This is a genomic window from Paenibacillus sp. RC67 (assembly GCF_030020805.1).
Lineage (GTDB): Bacteria > Bacillota > Bacilli > Paenibacillales > NBRC-103111 > Paenibacillus_S.
Window position 1 is genome coordinate 6356605 of sequence record NZ_CP125098.1, and the last position, 17813, is coordinate 6374417.

18 protein-coding genes and 1 riboswitch are annotated in these 17813 nt (G+C 49.5%); all 18 genes read right to left on the bottom strand.

The window, feature by feature from the left end; all coding sequences use genetic code 11:
* Positions 1-11: 11 nt before the first annotated feature.
* The gene (locus QMA13_RS28810) at positions 12-377 is read right to left on the bottom strand and encodes an arsenate reductase family protein (RefSeq protein WP_282937103.1); all 366 of its coding nucleotides are present in this window, start codon (positions 375-377) and stop codon (positions 12-14) included.
* Between the two features lie 164 nt (positions 378-541).
* On the bottom strand, positions 542-1495 hold the full coding sequence (locus QMA13_RS28815) for an RluA family pseudouridine synthase (protein WP_282937104.1): 954 nt from the start codon (positions 1493-1495) through the stop codon (positions 542-544).
* Entirely contained in the window at positions 1492-2058 is a 567-nt protein-coding gene (locus tag QMA13_RS28820; RefSeq protein WP_282937105.1) for a cob(I)yrinic acid a,c-diamide adenosyltransferase, read from the bottom strand. Before QMA13_RS28820 ends, QMA13_RS28815 begins: the two co-directional genes overlap by 4 nt.
* 14 nt (positions 2059-2072) lie before the next feature.
* Positions 2073-4856 (bottom strand): cobyric acid synthase, encoded by a 2784-nt coding sequence (locus QMA13_RS36470; protein WP_349254239.1) that lies wholly within the window; start codon positions 4854-4856, stop codon positions 2073-2075.
* Between the two features lie 47 nt (positions 4857-4903).
* Positions 4904-5740 carry an adenosylcobinamide-GDP ribazoletransferase gene (gene cobS / locus QMA13_RS28835; RefSeq protein ID WP_349254178.1) on the bottom strand — a complete coding sequence of 279 codons (837 nt, stop codon included), beginning with the start codon at positions 5738-5740 and terminating at the stop codon, positions 4904-4906.
* Positions 5713-6696: an adenosylcobinamide-phosphate synthase CbiB gene (cbiB, locus tag QMA13_RS28840; protein WP_282937106.1), complete on the bottom strand. Its 984-nt coding sequence runs from the start codon at positions 6694-6696 to the stop codon at positions 5713-5715. The genes cobS and cbiB overlap by 28 nt, the downstream gene beginning before the upstream one ends.
* 50 nt (positions 6697-6746) lie before the next feature.
* Positions 6747-7367 (bottom strand): bifunctional adenosylcobinamide kinase/adenosylcobinamide-phosphate guanylyltransferase, encoded by a 621-nt coding sequence (locus QMA13_RS28845; RefSeq protein WP_282937107.1) that lies wholly within the window; start codon positions 7365-7367, stop codon positions 6747-6749.
* Between the two features lie 21 nt (positions 7368-7388).
* Entirely contained in the window at positions 7389-8453 is a 1065-nt protein-coding gene (gene cobT / locus QMA13_RS28850; protein WP_282937108.1) for a nicotinate-nucleotide--dimethylbenzimidazole phosphoribosyltransferase, read from the bottom strand.
* Between the two features lie 46 nt (positions 8454-8499).
* Positions 8500-9288, bottom strand: a complete 789-nt coding sequence (locus tag QMA13_RS28855; protein WP_481858254.1) for an ABC transporter ATP-binding protein — start codon at positions 9286-9288, stop codon at positions 8500-8502.
* A 75-nt stretch (positions 9289-9363) separates the two neighbouring features.
* Entirely contained in the window at positions 9364-10401 is a 1038-nt protein-coding gene (locus QMA13_RS28860; RefSeq protein ID WP_282937109.1) for a FecCD family ABC transporter permease, read from the bottom strand.
* A 1-nt stretch (position 10402) separates the two neighbouring features.
* Entirely contained in the window at positions 10403-11467 is a 1065-nt protein-coding gene (locus tag QMA13_RS28865) for an ABC transporter substrate-binding protein (protein WP_282937110.1), read from the bottom strand.
* Between the two features lie 155 nt (positions 11468-11622).
* Positions 11623-11818: riboswitch (cobalamin riboswitch) on the bottom strand.
* A gap of 44 nt (positions 11819-11862) precedes the next feature.
* Complete coding sequence (locus QMA13_RS28870) at positions 11863-12405, bottom strand: hypothetical protein (protein WP_282937111.1); 543 nt, start codon at positions 12403-12405, stop codon at positions 11863-11865.
* Between the two features lie 126 nt (positions 12406-12531).
* Positions 12532-12798: an aspartyl-phosphate phosphatase Spo0E family protein gene (locus QMA13_RS28875; protein ID WP_282937112.1), complete on the bottom strand. Its 267-nt coding sequence runs from the start codon at positions 12796-12798 to the stop codon at positions 12532-12534.
* A 125-nt stretch (positions 12799-12923) separates the two neighbouring features.
* Positions 12924-14114 carry an aminotransferase class I/II-fold pyridoxal phosphate-dependent enzyme gene (locus QMA13_RS28880; RefSeq protein WP_282943622.1) on the bottom strand — a complete coding sequence of 397 codons (1191 nt, stop codon included), beginning with the start codon at positions 14112-14114 and terminating at the stop codon, positions 12924-12926.
* A gap of 13 nt (positions 14115-14127) precedes the next feature.
* The gene (locus tag QMA13_RS28885) at positions 14128-14619 is read right to left on the bottom strand and encodes an Lrp/AsnC family transcriptional regulator (RefSeq protein WP_028551104.1); all 492 of its coding nucleotides are present in this window, start codon (positions 14617-14619) and stop codon (positions 14128-14130) included.
* A 272-nt stretch (positions 14620-14891) separates the two neighbouring features.
* The gene (locus tag QMA13_RS28890; RefSeq protein WP_282937113.1) at positions 14892-15170 is read right to left on the bottom strand and encodes a hypothetical protein; all 279 of its coding nucleotides are present in this window, start codon (positions 15168-15170) and stop codon (positions 14892-14894) included.
* 162 nt (positions 15171-15332) lie between these two features.
* Complete coding sequence (cysK, locus tag QMA13_RS28895; RefSeq protein WP_282937114.1) at positions 15333-16262, bottom strand: cysteine synthase A; 930 nt, start codon at positions 16260-16262, stop codon at positions 15333-15335.
* Between the two features lie 122 nt (positions 16263-16384).
* Positions 16385-17707 carry an MFS transporter gene (locus QMA13_RS28900; RefSeq protein ID WP_282937115.1) on the bottom strand — a complete coding sequence of 441 codons (1323 nt, stop codon included), beginning with the start codon at positions 17705-17707 and terminating at the stop codon, positions 16385-16387.
* Positions 17708-17813 lie beyond the last annotated feature (106 nt).

Sequence of the window (17813 nt, forward strand, 5' to 3'; positions counted from 1 at the left end):
CGCGTACCGCTTTAGCGGCCCCAAACCTCTTCGTAATGCTCTTCTTTGTAGCCTACCGTCACGGTAGAGCCATCCGTCACTATAGGGCGTTTGATCAGCCTTCCGTTAGAAGCGAGAAGATCAATCTTTTGCTCCTCGGTCATTTGCGGAAGCTTGTCTTTCAACTGCAGTTCTTTGTAGACTTCACCGGAAGTATTAAACCATTTCTTAATGTCCAGCCCGCTGTCGTCAATCATTTTCTTAAGCTCTTCCCGATTAGGGGGATTATCGAATATGTGCACGGCTTGTACGTCCAAGCCTTTTTGCTTCAGTGATTTTAAAGCATTTCGGCAAGTGCCGCATTGAGGGTATTGGTATACAACTACGGATTTACTCATGATAGTCAAAAACTCCTTTTGGAAAATCATTGGTTTTCATTAAATTTTCGGCGAAAGCAGCTATAAAGTCAAGTCGAAGCATGAAGTATAGGATTATCCCTCGTGTAGGGCACCATCCATATACTTTACGAAAAAAAGACTCTGCGGTTTCCGCAGAATCTTTCTTAGGTGAGATCATGCAGCAAGCGGATGCACTGCTCCATATCTTCAGGAATCGGCGCATGAAATTCAATCCACTGCTTCGTCGAGGGATGAATGAAGCCGAGCATGCACGCATGCAGTGCATGTCGATCCAGCCCATACACTTGGGAAGGTTCACTAGCGGCTTCTTCTGCCTCTTTCACCTCGCTAAGCTTATACATCTTGTCTCCTAAAAGAGGGTGGCCAAGATGCTTCATATGAACACGGATTTGATGTGTCCTTCCGGTTTCAAGCCGCAGCCTGACCATAGTGGCCTCTTTAAAGCGGCGCTCCACTTTATAATGGGTAACGGCAGGGTAGCCCGTTTCTGTCACGATCCGGATATGGGGCTGTTCGGGATCGCGGTCGATCGGCTCATTAACCGTACCTTCTTCTTCTTCCATGACGCCATAGACTAAAGCAATATATTCCTTCTTCACTTGATGTGCCTGCATCTGCTCAGACACCTGCTGGTGGACGAACGGATTTTTGGCAACAGCGAGCGTCCCTGACGTCTCCTGATCGAGCCTGTGGATCGGCCGGAAGCGAAAGCTCTGTCCCTTCTGCTGCCAGTAGTACACAACGCCGTTCGCGAGCGTGTTCACGTAATGTCCGTGCGTAGGATGTACAATCATCCCCGCCGCCTTGTTCAAAACAAGCAGATGTTCATCCTCATACAAAATCGAGATAGGCAGATCCTGCGGCAAAATATCCTCAGATTCCTCCTGCAGCATCCGAACCTCAATCACATCACCTTCGTGAACGCGAACACTGATGTATTGACGCTCACCGTTCACTGTAATCCCCTGTTCCGTCAGCTTCAAACGGGACAGCAGCTTACGTGACAAGTGCATCCGATTTTGCAATATCGTCTTCAGTATAAAGCCTTCCTCCTCAGACGATACATGGTACACTAATGGTTCATAATACGGCTTCATTTACGACGGAACACCTCGGCACTGCGAGCATACTCAACATCACTGACTCCACTGCGGGCATTAGCCAATCGGGCTACTGTGAAAAAGAAATCCGACAATCGGTTCAAATAACGTCGAACCTGCTCGTTGATCGGCTGTGTCCTCGCCAAAGTAACCACTCTACGCTCCGCTCGACGGCATATCGTCCGACACACGTGAAGTGCAGAAGAAGCCTGAACGCCTCCAGGTAAAATAAATTTCTTGATGTCCGGTGTCTCCGCATCGTATTTATCGATCCAAGCTTCCAAACGATCTACCATCTCAGACGTTACTTTATAAGGACGGAGCTCCTGCTTCAGGAGAGCCAAGTCAGATCCGCAATCGAACAGCTCGTGCTGTACTTCCAGCAGATCCGCCAACAAATCAGCGCATTTCTCTTCGTCCAAGAAACCCATCGCTTGCCCAACAAAACAGTTCAGCTCATCCACCGTACCATAAGCCTCAACACGTACATCATCCTTGTCGACCCGTCCGCCGATAACCCCTGTTTGCCCGGCATCGCCGGTTCGCGTATAAATTCTCATCGATTTTCGCCTCCTTAGGCATTGTTAGGTTTATAATCTATCATCTCATAGACCCGCTCCATATCCAAGTGGCTTCTCACATGATCCGCCAATCGGTCGAACGCCGCCTCTCTTCGTTCTTGAAAACGAAGCTCAGCAAGTCTCGGCTGCCAGCCCTTCTCAGCCCGAATCGAATTCAGCCATTCGCGCCGAAAATCGTCATTATGTAAAATGCCATGTACGTACGTTCCCCACAGCTTGCCATCCGATGTTACGACACCTTCTTCATGGTAGTTTCCGCCCACACCTGCTTCCTTGATTTGAAACGGATGCTTCACAGGCTGCAAAAACCGTGTCCGACCCATGTGAATTTCATAGCCGTTAATAGGCAGCTCACTGCTGCTTAAGCGAATTCCTTCGTGAGAAAGGGTCATTCCTTCCGCACGAACCGTTCGTTTGTCCGGGGTAAACACCGTTTCCGTAGGGAGTAAGCCGAGTCCGGCTATCTCCAGACGATCTGATTCAACGAGTTCAGGATCGAGCAGCTTGCTGCCCATCATCTGATAACCTGCACAAATGCCAACCACTGCACCACCTTGCTCCACATGACGCAGCAGTCCCCGTTCCAAGCCCTTTTCCTTTAAAAAGAGCAAATCATCAACCGTATTTTTACTGCCCGGTAAAATGACCGCATCCGGATGACCCAGTTCTTCAGGCGAGCTCACGAAACGAAGTCTTACATCGGTCTCGTACAACAGCGGATCGATATCCGTGAAGTTGGATAAACGCGGCAGTCGGATAACCGCAATATCGAGAAGCTCCATATCGGCTCCCGCGATCTCCATTTCGTCCTTCATGTTGGACACACCGAAGCCACCTTTGGCTAAAATACCGGTCGCCAGCTTGCGGTCGAGCGAGGCAGAATCCTCGTCCTCCAGCTCCAAATCGGGCAAATAGGGAATGACGCCCAGCACCGGTTTTCCAGTCCGTTTCTCTAGCCACTCCAGCCCAGGATACAGGAGCGTGACATCACCGCGAAACTTGTTAATAATAAAGCCGCGAATGCGGTCCCTTTCCTCTTGCGTGAAGATGTCCATGGTACCTACAATCGAAGCGAATACGCCGCCTCTGTCGATATCCGCTACCAGTATGACGGGAGCCTCCGCCCAGCCGGCCAGACGCATGTTAACAATATCTCTATCTTTCAAGTTCACTTCCGCAGGGCTTCCGGCCCCCTCTATAACAACGGCATCGAATGATTCCCTCAGCCTATGCAGCGATTCCTTGACGATCAACTCGGCCTCACTCAAATATTTCTCCCGGTAAGTCCTTGCATCCAAATCGCGATAAGGCTTTCCATGAACTACGACTTGAGAGACCATATCCTTTTTCGGCTTAAGCAGTATCGGATTCATATCCGTAGTCGCCGGGATTCGGCAGGCATCCGCCTGCATGCCCTGCGCTCTCCCTATTTCTTTCCCATCCGGCGTAACGTAGGAGTTGAGCGACATATTTTGTGATTTAAAAGGCACTACGCGCAAGCCGTCCTGCAGCAATATTCGGCATAATGCCGTTGTAATCAGACTTTTCCCAGCATCGGAGGATGTTCCTTGAACCATCAGTGTTGCGGCCAAAGGAGCTGTCATTGAGTCGTCTGGAAGGGGTGCATGCTCATCAGCGAGCCCTTTTGACGGGGAGACCAATCCGGGCATCAAAACTTGACTGGTATCCTTGGAGTGTTCAAGCAAGACTTGAATAGCGTTTTGCAGTCCGGATACTAAACGTTCGTTGTGCTCGCGCAGCCGAATGGCAACCCTGACGTAAGTCTCGTCAAGACCTGGAAAAAGCGAAGCGTCCCGGATCAAAATACCGCGCCGCCCCATTTCTGACTGTAATTTTTTCACCGTTAGACCTAGAGCACGGAGCGAAAACATAATGTAGTTCGTATCGCTTGGAGTAACGATAAGGCCCAGTGACTTCAGTTTGCCTATAAGCCACGGACGCTCTTCTGCAAGCCATGCATGTGTCCGCTGCTCGTAATCTTTATCATCCAATACAGCAGCACCGATCAGTTGAGCCATCGTATTGACGCTCCAATGCACCTGCTGGTTGCGCATTTGCGCAATCGCATCAGGATGAGCAACAATAAAGCCAAGCCTAAGACCGGGAATCGAATAAAATTTCGTCATGGAGCGAATCACCATCAAATGGGGTGAAGCCGCTGCTTGTCGCAGCATCGTAAGCTTATCCTCATCCGGACAAAAATCGATGAACGCTTCATCCAGTATGACGGGTTTATTAGCCCTTGCAAGAAGCTCACGAACGTCCTGTGGCAGCAATCGGCCTGTGGGATTGTTCGGTGATCCGAAGAAGAGCATATCTGACGCCGCAATGCCCTTCTCTGCATCGCTAAGCTGCATTACAAATTCGTTTTCTTCCCTCAGCAGCAGCTCATGAATGCGGCCCTTCGTTTTATCCACCGCTTCCTCATATTCAGAAAAAGATGGTCGTGCCAACGCTGTTACATGGGGTTGACGAACGCGAACAGCGAGATCAATAAGCTCTGCCGCACCGTTCCCTACGAGAATCGACTCCATAGGTACATTATAGTGATGTGCCAGCTTCCTGCGCAGCTCACGTACAGCCGGGTCGGGATAAGCCGCCACGTCCCGCCAATGCTCTCTCAATATGGTTTCAACTGCAGCAGGCGGTCCTAATGGATTCATATTCGAGCTAAAGTCAAGAAATTCATCCTTGCCTATACCGAATGCCTCTGCGGCCGTCCATAAGTCGCCCCCATGACCGTATCGTTCCAGCATCGTATTTCCCCTCTCTCTCAAGCGTTACGTTTATATAAGATAACTGATTAACTCCATGAATGAATGATAATATAAAGAAATAATAAGAGAAACGTCTCCAATATTTCATTCATAGCACCATAAGTGTCTCCGGTAAGCCCCCCCAGCTTGCGGCTGATGAACACGGAAATGGATACACCAACAATCGTGCAGCCCACTGCTGCTGAAACTAAAATCAGGATGCCGTGTGCGGATAAGAGAGGCTCCCCCATCAGTCTGATCAGTATGCAGGACAGCAGTAAAGCCAATCCTGTATGAAGAATAAGATGTTTTGCGCTCAGACCGCGAAAGAAGGCACCCAAGCGATTGCTTCCCGTTTGGTCCTGCCTAGCATACGGCCAGAATGCGATCGCAACCACCATATACCAACGGCTCCACAGAGCCGCAAGAGGCAGCGCAAGCAAAGACCCTCCCCAAGAGAGCGGCAGCCACTGCTGCAGCAGTGTCCATTTGCACAGCAGAAGCAGAACACAGGCAATAACTCCCATGGCGCCGACGCGGCTGTCCTTCATAATCTCCAGCATCTTCTCACGGGAACGGTAGCTGAATATACCGTCTGCAGTATCCATTAGCCCATCCAGATGCAGGCCTCCTGTCATAGCTACCCATAAAGCCAGCAATAGAGCCGCTGTAACACCTGGCGCCAGCCAGCCTTGCAGCAGCCAACCTGCAACACCGAGCAGCAGTCCAAGCACAGCCCCTACCAATGGATAAAAGATGACGCTGCGTCGAAACAACGCATCGTTATATTCTAATGTAACCGGCACGGGCAACCGTGTTAAAAACTGAAAGGCTGCGGCACACGCCGCTAACCCTTTTACAACAAAGCCCAGCAGTATGCGCACAACAGCCCTCCTGCAATCAAAATACTAACGCCGTACAGAAGTCGGACTGTGTACAAGATGTCTTCCTTCCGGCGTTCACGAAGCGGCCAGCCCATTCGAGCGCGCTCGCTTACCCGTCCATGATATACGTTCACACCGCCAAGCTCGATGCCTAGAGCTCCAGCGACAGCCGATTCCGGAATGCCGCTGTTAGGGCTTGGATGAAGCCGGGCAAACCGCCGAATCGCTTGAGCTGCCCGTAGGGCGGAGCAGCCCCTATTCACGGCAGCAATCAGTACCAAAAGTATACCCGTCAACCGTGCGGGAACCCAGTTCATCACATCATCCCATCGAGCTGAGGCCCAACCGAAATACCTGTATTTGTCATTTTTGTAGCCGACCATGGAATCCAATGTATTAGCGGCTCGATACAGTAAAGCCAGAGGTGCTGCGCCAAGGAAGGCATAAACCAATGGAGAGACTACCGCATCCACCGTATTTTCCGCTACAGTTTCTACCGTTGCCCTCGTAAGCTCGGGTTCATCCAGCTCTGACGTGTTTCTTCCGACAATATAGCCGGTGTAGGTTCGGGCTTCATCCATACGTCCTTCTACCAAAGGAACGTAAACCTTCATTGCAGCGTCTTTAAGCCCCTTGATCGCAACCGTCGTTGAGATGAACCATGTATTCACCGCATAACCTAACCACGGATGAATTTGTCGTGCAGCCCAAAGCATAAACCACATAATGGCAAAAGAAACTGTTAATGTCGATACGGTTAGAAGCACACCTCTCCATCGTTCACGTCTCGAAGCTCGACTGCTGGACTCTGGATGCAGCTTTAATTCAAGCCAATGTATCCATTGCCCTATTCGGATGACAGGATGCGTCGGCCATCGAGGATCCCCGAACAACCAGTCGATGATAATCGCGGCAACCAGCATGATCGCTGTCTCTCGCCAAGAATAAAACAACAACTAAATCCACCGCCCGTTTGTACTTGCCAAATTCCTCATATGTATAAAATTCACCATTTGAATTGCTGGCTCTTAAGCTCCATCGGAATACCTGCAGTGACAAGGAAAACCTGCTCCGCCTCACGAGCCAGTCGTTGATTCATCACTCCTGATAAATCGCGAAACTGCCGGCCCAGCTTATATTCCGGCACCAGACCGTAGCCAACCTCATTAGTAACCAGCACCAGATGATGCCCTTGTTCTGCAAAACGGCGGCAGGCCTCGACGCATTCATCTATCTTCTGCTTCACTAATTGTTCGGCATTCGTTTCCTGTTCGTAGCGAAGCAGCCAGTTGGACAGCCACAGCGTAAGACAATCGACTAAGATAACAGAGCCCGTAACATCTGTCGGACATGACCGATCCTCATCCGTCTGGCATTGCGCAGTGTGTTTGCCACCCACTCTCCAACGATTCAACAGCTGGTCCAGATTGTAAGACTCCTCAATCGTTGTCCATGGATATCCTGCTTCGTCCCTCTGCTTCCGATGCAGCCCGATCCGTTCTTTCATCTCTTCATCATAAGCTTGCGCCGTTGCGATGTAAACGCCCTGATTCGCAAGTCGCGAAGCGTAAGCTTCGGCGAATGAGCTCTTGCCGCTTCGGGCTCCGCCTGTTACCAATACCAGCATCGCACGATTAGCCCCTCTCGATCAGTTATTCGATGTAGATATGCCTGCTGACGCAAAGGAGGCCATTTCCTTCATAATCTTCACCGCTGCTTCAATAAGCGGGAATGCCAGGACAGCGCCCGTCCCTTCGCCAAGTCTCATATCCATGCGCAGCATCGGCGAAAGGCCGATTGCTTCCAGCAATCGCGCATGCCCCAGCTCTTGAGATAAATGCGAAGCCAGCATATATGAAGCACTGAGCGGCGCGATTCGGCTTGCCACCAAAGCTGCCGCCGATGAGATGAAGCCATCGATCACAACCGGTTTGCGCTGCATCGCCGCTCCCAGAATAACGCCCGTTAATCCTGCAATCTCCAAACCGCCTACCTTGGCAAGCACATCAATGGGATCATTAGGATTCGGTTGATTGACAGCAATTGCCCGTTCAATAACCGCCTGCTTGTGAAGCAGCTTTTGGTCATCGATTCCTGTGCCTCTTCCTACAGTCACACCAACGTCGATACCACTTAAAACAGCTAATAAAGCGGAGCTTGCCGTCGTATTACCAATTCCCATCTCACCGGTTGCGAATAAGGTATAGCCTTGGCTTGCCAGCTCTTTGACCAAATCCATACCGGTAAAAATAGCCTGAATAGCCTCTTCTTCGGTCATAGCAGCTTCCTTCGCCATATTACGAGTACCTTTACGGACTTTACGGGAATACAGCTGAGGATGCTCCAAATCCGCATTAACCCCAATATCAACACAGATGACGTCCGCTCCTGTATGCCGTGACAGCACGTTTACCGCAGCCCCTCCACTCAGGAAATTAAGTACCATTTGCGGCGTTACCTCTGCCGGAAACGCACTTACACCTTCCTCGCATACACCGTGATCTCCCGCCATCACAATGACGGCCTTTTTGCCCAGCTCCGGCAATACTTCGCCGCTAATCCCTGCAAGCTGGCGCGCCACTTCCTCCAGCTTGCCCAGGCTGCCAGGAGGCTTAGTCAGTTGGTCCAAATGGTGTCCTGCTGCCTCTATCGCCGCCTGGTCCAGAGGTGTGATCTCCAAAACCGCTTGATTCAATAGTTCTCTGTTGTACATCGCTCATGTCCCCTCCAAGTATATGATTCCAACGCTCCAATAAGCGTTATGGTCTGTCCCCGCTCTGCAAAAGAATTTGTGGAACCCCCGTAACCGGATGTTTAAGCACTATCGGTTGTGTACGATATACATCCTCCAGCAGCTCGCTTCGGAGAACCTCCTCCGGCCTGCCGAGTCCCACTATGCGTCCCTCTTGCAGCAGCAGCAGCCTTCCGCAATATTGAGCGGCCAAATTCAATTCATGTAATACCGCAACAACGGTGAGACCGGAATCCTGCTGCCAAGAACGAATCCAATCCATCATCTGAACCTGGTAGCCGATATCCAAATAGGTTGTCGGCTCGTCGAGCAGCAGCAGCTTCGGCTGCTGCGCCATCACTTTCCCGAGTGCCACACGCTGCCGTTCTCCACCGCTCAAAGCGTCCATGCTGCGGTGCTGCAGCTGACGAAGCTCCAGCCGTGCGACAATGTCATCAATGAGCCGCTCCGAGTCAACAGCGCCGGCTTCATCACCGAGCCAATTTTGAAACGGGTAACGTCCCATAGCAATAACCTCACGCACTGTAAAGCCAAGCGGAGGCAGCGCATCCTGTTGAAGCACGGCAGCCCATCTGGCAAGCGGCTTGCGCGGATGTGCATGCGCATCCTTACCATGCAGGAGCACACGACCTGTTGAAGGCTTCTCTACACCGGAGATCAGCTTCAGCAGCGTCGACTTGCCGCTGCCGTTCGGACCAATAATGCCGAAGCATTCACCTGCCCCCACCGAAAAGCTGACCTTATCCAGCACCTTCCTCGATGAATACGTTATTCCTGCATCTTCCACAGTGATGATGCTTTCAACCGCAGCCGCTCCATTTATACTCAACTCATGCCGCCTCCCTTCACTTTACAGCCTCATCACTGACTACTATTCACCGGATAATCGCTTATTTCTTTTTAATAAATAGGCAAAAAACGGTGCCCCCATGAATGCCGTAACAACGCCCAGCGGAATTTCCGTCGGACTTAGGAGCGTGCGCGCCAGCGTATCCGCCCACAGCACATAGACAGCCCCACCGATAAGTGAAAGCGGCAGCAGCAGCCGATAATCCGGCCCTACGATCAGTCTAAGCAAATGAGGCACAATAAGACCAACAAAGCCGACAACGCCGGAAACCGATACGGCTGCAGCGGTAACAAGGGTCGCTGCCGTCAGTACGACAAGCTTCGTCCTCTCCACGCGTACTCCCAAATAGGCTGCCTGCTGCTCGCCAAGTGCAAACAAATTCATGGCCCTTCCGTAGCCGAGGAGGATCATCACCCCAATGGCCAAATAAGGAAGCAGCACAAGCGAGTACATCCATCCCCGAAGCGCCAAGCTTCCCATGAGCCAAAATACAATTTCATTAATAACTTGCTTAGACATCGCAACCATGAACGATACGAAAGCCCCCAGAAAAGCCTGCATAACGACACCGGATAAAATAAGGGCTTCCATTCTCATCTTGCCACCCGATCTTGCCAACAGGATGACTGTTACCAAGGATAACGCTCCAGTAATAAAAGCTACAACCGGCACCGTTCCCGAGCCCAGCAGGGCAAATTGCAGCCCGAACAAAATCAAGAAGGCGGCGCCGACCGATGCGCCGGACGATACCCCAAGAGTATATGGATCTGCTAAAGGATTGCGAAGAACCCCCTGGAAAGCCGCTCCCGCTATACCAAGCGACGCGCCGACCAATACCCCTAGCAATACACGAGGCAGCCTGACACGCCAAATAATTTGCTCCGATGCCGGCTGCCATTCCACCGGAACCGAACCGCCAATTCCAGGAAGGTGATGCGCCAGTATCCCCCAAACATGCCAGAGAGGCACGTGAACCGTTCCGATCGACAAACTAATCGTCACGGAAAGAAGAAGGAGCAGTATGCCCGCTCCTCCCCACGCCAATAGCTTCCGCTTCATATTACTTCACCAGTTCCGGATAAATACCTTTAGCGACATCGACTAACCCTGCCGTAATCCGCGGTCCCGGACGACTGATCCAATCTTTATCCACTCCGGCAAGCTTGTTATTTTTAATCGCATCCACATTCGCCCAACTACTTCGTTCTCTAATGATTTGATCCATTGACTTCTTGGAGTTTTCATCGATCAAATTTTTAGGATACAGAATAACTTGCGGGTTATCTGCAATAACCTTTTCTTCATTCAGCTTCGCATAACCGGTCATATCGGAAGAAATGTTAATTCCACCCGCTAAAGTAATCAGCTCGTCCAGGAATTCGCCCTTACCGACCGTCCAGCCTGGAGAAAACTCCATAAGCACTTTTTTCTTTTGCTCCGGCTTCAAGTCCTTAACAGCATCCGTAACCTTCTGGCGTTCTGCTTTCATGGAGGCAACTACCTTCTCCGCCTGCTCCTGCTTGTCAAAAATTTGCCCGAACTTTAAAATATTGTTCATTACATCATCGATCGTTTTGGGTTCAACCTTAAAGACATTCACATTCAAGCCTCTTAGCTGCTCTACGGCAGCGACTTTTAAGGACACGCCTGACAGCACGACATCCGCATTAGCAGCAATCAGTGCTTCCTCGTTCGGCTTCACAATGCTGCCCATCTTCGGCTTCTTCTTAGCTTCCTCCGGATAATCGCAAAAATCCGATACACCGACAACCTTATCTCCCAAACCAAGTGCGAACAGTGTTTCCGTCTCACTTGGAGATACCGATACAATTTTGGTCGGCGCTTTCTCAAAGGTGAACTCCTTGCCTGTAGCATCCTTCATTTTTAACGGATAAACGGTAGCTTTCGCGCCCGCTGCAGGCGAGCTTGTCTGATTGCCGCTGCTCGCTTTTGGCGGATCTATCAAATCTCCTGTTCCGGAAGGTTTCGTCTCCTTAGGCGCACAACCTGCCGCACTGAAAACCAACGCAAGACCTAGCAAAGCGGCCAGCCATTTCTTCTTCCCGCTTCGTTTCGTTTCACTCCACATAGTCAAAAACCCACTTCCCTTTTTATTCCATTTCATGTTCTTGATCGTGTTCATTCATCTTTTAGGCGTACACGGCAAAAAACCTCTGCTCCTGATCGCTACAATTAGGAAGCAGAGGGCATACGATTGCAAACGCTGTTGTTACCCCAACACCAACGTTGCAAACGACACTCCTTTTTCCTCGAAAGGCTCGGTCTCTTCCCGACAAGGCAGGTTTCCTGACTTATGGAGCTGCAGCAGCAGCCTCGCCTTCCCATTCTTGTTCAGAACAGTGGCATATGAGGCCCTTCTCCAAATACAGTGGCGGGACCGCGCCGGGATCGAACCGGCTTCCCTTTTAACCTCTCGGCTTAAAAGCAGACAGGCACCTTTTCGAGCAACTCTATGAAATTAGGGTCAGACGTATCCATCTGCAGGACAACGGCTCTGATTTATTTTTGCGCGATGATCTTCATCACCTGCATGGCTTTATCCGGTTTTTTGGCATTTGCCGGAACAAAGGCTACCAAATCTTTGCCATTGAGCTTAAGCTCTGTGAACCATTTCGTTTGTTCCAAAGGGATTCCGTACAAATGCTTCTCTTTCTTAGGCTCAACATTCTTTTCCTTCGTATCTACCGGCAGCTCCAGCACACCGCCCGGAAAATCCTCCTGCTTCGCCACATCGTCCAGACTGATGTACCCGCCTTGCTGGCCTATCGTTTTAAACTGTTCTGTCGGTACAATAATAATGCTGTTATCCCCCGCTGCAATCTCAACGACCAACTTATCCATCGAAAACATCGGTGTCGTCTGAATCTTCACGGTTGGAGCTTCGCCAAGCTTGGATTGCAGAGCAGCCTGAAGCTTATCTCCGACTTCATTCGGAATTCCGTTGGAGCCCGTCATAAAAATCAACACGTCTGCCTTCGGTCCCCCGCCGCAACCGGCAAGCACCAGCAGCAGCATGATGATGAGCATGAATTTCCCTCTCATGTTCCCTCTCCTTATCGATGCGCTTTCTTGGATTGCTAATTAACCCCCATCATATCATAAAAGTCTAGTTTCTTTCAAAAAAAGAGACAGCCGGTTCTCCTTCTCAACACAATAAAAAAGGAACCGTTAACGGTCCCTCTTATTGCGGTTCATATATTCATTTATCTTTTTATCCAGGATCATGCTGATCCTCACGACATCCGGTGAAGTCAAGCATTCCTCACTCTGAACTAGGCGTTCCAGTTCCTGACGCAACCTATAAATCTCTTCTTCCAAAGATACGTCAGAAGATGACTGCTTCTTTTTCCCAAAAAACCACTTGGCTTGCTGGTTATTCTCGCGAATCCAACTGATTTGCGGGTATTGCCTAAGCTGATATTCCGGAAAAGCCACTCTTCATCCCCCCTTAGCCATATCTTCAGATACGGAAGTCCCATAAACAAATAACGATATGAAACTTCTATACTATTAAAGATAACAGTTTTTGTCGGAGATGGAAATGACTACTTTTGTCGAAACTATAATTTACGTATAAAATTTCCAATTCGATCAATTGCCTCAAGCAATTGGTTGACGGAAGTCGCGTAAGAACAGCGTACAAAGCCTTCTCCGCCTCGTCCAAACACATAACCAGGTACCGCAGCAACCTTCGCTTCATGGAGCAAACGTTGGGCAAACTCTTCCGAGCTTAGGCCTGTAGAAGCAATCGAAGGGAATGCATAAAATGCGCCTTGCGGCTCATGGCACTCCAATCCGATATCCCTAAAGCCCTGTACCACAAGCCGGCGGCGCTGGTTATAAGACTCTACCATCCGGTCTTTTTCTTCCATGCCGTTTTTCAAAGCTTCTAGCGCGGCAACCTGCCCCATGGCTGGAGCGCACATCACTGTATATTGGTGAATTTTGAGCATAGCAGATATTAAATCCCGGTGCCCGCAAGCATACCCCATTCTCCAACCAGTCATGGCGAACGCCTTGGAGAAGCCGCTGACAAGAATCGTGCGATCCCGCATTCCAGGAAGCGAGGCAAAGCTAACATGCTTTTGCTCGTAGGTTAATTCTGCATAAATTTCATCCGAAATGACGATAAGATCGTTTTCCTCAACAATTTTTGCAATTGGAAGCCAATCTTCGTATGTCATAATGCCGCCCGTCGGATTGCTCGGATAGCAAAGAATCAGTACTTTAGACTTAGGCGTAATACTCGCCTTCAATGCCTCAGGAGTCAGCTTGAAGTTGTCCTTTGCGAACGTTTCGATACCGACAGGAATCCCTCCGCCGATCGTCGTAATCGGAGAATACGAAATATAGCAAGGCTCAGGAACGAGCACTTCATCTCCCGGAACGATCAGAGCACGCAGCGCCAAATCGATCGCTTCGCTTCCGCCTACCGTAACTAAGATTTCGTCAGACGGCTCATACGGTACATGAAACGAGTCGTACAAATACTCGGCGATAGCTTCTCTAAGCTCCGGCATCCCCGCATTAGGCGTATACTTCGTATTGCCGCGCTCCAGCGAATAGACACAAGCTTCACGCACATGCCAAGGCGTACAGAAATCAGGCTCCCCAACGCCAAGGGAAATAATATCCTTGCTAGCGCTAACCAGATCAAAAAACTTGCGGATCCCTGACGGTGGAATTTCTCTTACCAAGGGAGCCAAATAACCCGACATCGACTTTGTAGAAGGTTCATGTTGTTTGATCATCATTCATCATCCTTCACGGGGAGATTAACATACGGCGATCATCTTCATGGTCTTCAAACGTGATGCCGTCCTGCTTGTATTTTTTAAGTATGAAATGTGTTTTGGTTGATAGCACGCGGTCTACCGGCGACAGCTTGTTGGAAACGAAAGAAGCAACTTCCTTCAACGTTTTCCCTTCAATCTCGACCAGCAAATCGTAGGCGCCAGACATCAAATACACAGATTTGACTTCTGGATACAAATAAATGCGCTCGGCAATCGCATCGAATCCTCTGCCACGTTCTGGTGTGATCTGGACTTCAATCAATGCGGTAACCTTCTCGTTGTCCACCTTCGCCCAGTTTACAATCGGCGCGTATTTAATAATGACATGCGATTGCTCCAATTGTTGAATCGCTTCCGCCACTTCCGCCTCCGGTGCCCCCAGCATAGTCGCTATTAACGCTGGAGTTCTTCTAGCGTCTTCCTTAAGCAGCTCAATAATTCGCATTTTAAACTGTTCCATCGGTGGTTAACCCTCCTAAGAGTTGTGCGTTCATAAGCTTCAATCGAGTTATGCCGTCAGCAAAACTTGTCTCCCGCTTACATGTCTTGGATATATAATTATTACTCCATATTACACCCAACAACAGGATTTTTGCAAAATAAAATTCATCCTGCTCGGCTAATTCAAGCTGTCGAAACCTGCTCCAAACGCAAAAAAGCCCAAAGGAACATAATATCCTCAGGCTAGGTATTCCTATATAAGAGATTATAAGCTGTGGTTATAACCTATGATTAACGGTGAATGGATAACAGTCTACGTATGTTTGCTTCGATTTCGTGGCAGCGATAATCCTCAAGCACCGTAATTTGCATTCCGTTCGGCGCTTCCGTCCCTGTCGTCACTCTTCCGATGCCAACCAAACGGCCTTTATCGTATGCGGCGATTACATAAGGGCTTTGGCAGTACGTTTTATACAGAAGTTCCGCATCGCTTTCATGAGCCTCTACAGATGCCAGCAATTGCTCGAACTGTCCTTGTGCAGGAGGTTCATTTTCCAATGCAATAATCAACTAAATCACCTTCCTACCGTAATGTTCTTATTTATAATTATACATCTATATGTATTTTTATTCAACTAGTCTAAAGAATTTTTTCTTCATTTCAGCAGTGCTAAAGCCCGCACACAAATGAGAAAAAGCACCTCTATTGAGGTGCTTGTCCCTTCTTGCCTATTAAGAAAAAATCCCCATGCTCAAATAGCGTTCTCCCGTATCCGGAGCGATGCACAACACGCGTTTGCCTTTACCTAGCTTTTTGGCAATTTGCAGCGCAGTCCATACCGAAGCGCCAGCGGATGGTCCAACGAGAATCCCTTCCTTGCTTCCAAGCTCACGGGTTGTTCTTAGAGCATCATCATCGGCAACCTGAACGATTTCATCGTACACATCCGTGTTAAGGATCGCAGGAACGAAGCCTGGGCTTGTCCCTACCAATTTATGAGGGCCTGGTTTGCCACCGGACAATACCGGAGATCCCTTAGGCTCAACGACATAAATTTGAATGCCTGGTATTTTCTCGCGCAGCACTTCACCCGTACCTGTAATCGTGCCTCCAGTACCTGAAGAGGCAACGAAAGCATCCAGCTTACCATCCATCTGCTCAACAATTTCCAACGCCGTAGTTGTTCTATGAATATCCGGATTTGCCGGATTTTCGAATTGCTGTGGGATGAAGCTGCCCGGAATCTCATCTCTGAGCTCCAATGCGCGGCGAATAGCCCCCGGCATTCTCTGATCTGCAGGAGTTAGCTCCACCTCAGCTCCGTAGGCTTTTAATATATTAATGCGCTCTTTCGTCATATTATCCGGCATAACCAGAATGGCCTTGTAGCCCTTAGCTGCAGCGTTCATTGCAAGCCCGATTCCGGTATTACCGCTAGTCGGCTCGATAATCGTGGCGCCCGGCTTCAAAATTCCGTCTTTTTCCGCTTGCGCTATTAAGTTCATTGCCGCGCGGTCCTTGACGCTGCCGCTCGGATTGAAATACTCCAGCTTTACGTACACTTCGGCGTCATTTTCACCTACCAGCCTGTTAAGGCGCACCGCCGGTGTATCCCCAATAAGTTCTGTAACGCTGTTTACCATTCGATTGTTTTTGCTCATCTTAGCCACTCCTTTCCGCACAGGACTCGTCGCTCTATGCTCTACACCTTCGTCCTAATTGTAACGGCACTCCTTATTTTGTCAACAGCCCTGGTCCTTCGACCAGACCTGTTCTAGTTAATTCAAGCTCCGTCAACCACCTTCGCCTGCTTATCCATCGGCACTTTACGCATGAAAAAACACGCGGCAAGCGGCGTGCTCCCAATTCCGAGCAGCAGCCAATTCATCGCCGAAGGAGATGACGTCAACGCAACTACGAGAATAAACACGGCCGTGCCGGTAATCCGTCCCGCATTCAAGGCCAGCTCTCGCATCACAATGTACTCTTCCCTGTGTTGAATGCTATCCGCATGTTTGCCTATAAGATCAAATACAGAGGAGGTCATGGGAATCGAGTAGAGCGGAAAAAAGATTCCGACACCGATTCCGAAAATGAGCAGCGTCATGAAATTGACCTTCCAAAAGAACGGCAATATGACGAGCACCATCATGACAGCGCCTATCAGCATCGCTTTTTTCCTGTGTTTCGGTTTCAACAGCCGTCCCGTAATCATAAAGCTGACTAAAGATACCGCAGACGTAATAAGCGCAAAATTCCCGAGCTTCATCTCATTGCCTGTATGAACAAAAACGAGAAGTCCGATCATAAATCCGAACACGCCTTCACGCGCTCCTTGAGCGATCAAACTAAGTGACACCGTTCGCCACATCGTCTCTTTTTGTCTTAAGCAGCGCAGCGTAAGCAGCCATTCATAATGTCCTTCAGACTTTCTTTTTTTCAAAAAGAAGCTAAACACGACACCAACAACAAAAATGGCAAGTGATATGGTAAAAATAACTCTATATCCATTCGTTTGCTTCAAATAAATGATTAGAAACCCTGATATCCACGGAGCGATCATTCCTGCTCCCGAGCCCAGCAGTCCCGCCCAGCCATTAAACCGATCCCTGTTGTCCGGGTCCGTCACCTCGAAATAAACGACGTTGAAAGCCAGCCAGAACAGCCCAGAAGCCATACCCAGAATAACTCCCAAGAGCAGATAGTAGTTGACAGCCCCGGTTCCAAACCACAGTACCATCGTATAAAACAAGGCAGAAACAGCAACTCCTGCACGCAGACAGTTCATCTTGTTATGCTCTTTGACCCATTTGCCTGCAAGCCAGAAAGTCAGAGCCATCGCCACATGATTAATCAGAGTGAACCACCCGATCAGTGCAAAGTCTTGACGAGCCTTCCACAAGTACACATTAACGAACGTTCCTGACAAAGCATTGGCCGCTGCTACCAAGCCGTGAACAGCAAGAAGCAGTCGTGACTGTCCGGACAGGATGCCCCCTCCTTTGTTGGAGGAAGTATCATTTCCACGGCCTCTATAGCGCCAACCCTTGCGCTGCTCTTTGCTTCGCACCCATTTGTGCGGAAATTGTTTGGTTCCTGAATGCATCTGCTCACCTGTTATGTAGGATTATGACGTCCTTGTTAACCTTCCCCTCTCTATGAAAAACATGAGGGAAAACAAAAAAAGGAAATTCCCACTCTATGTGAGAATC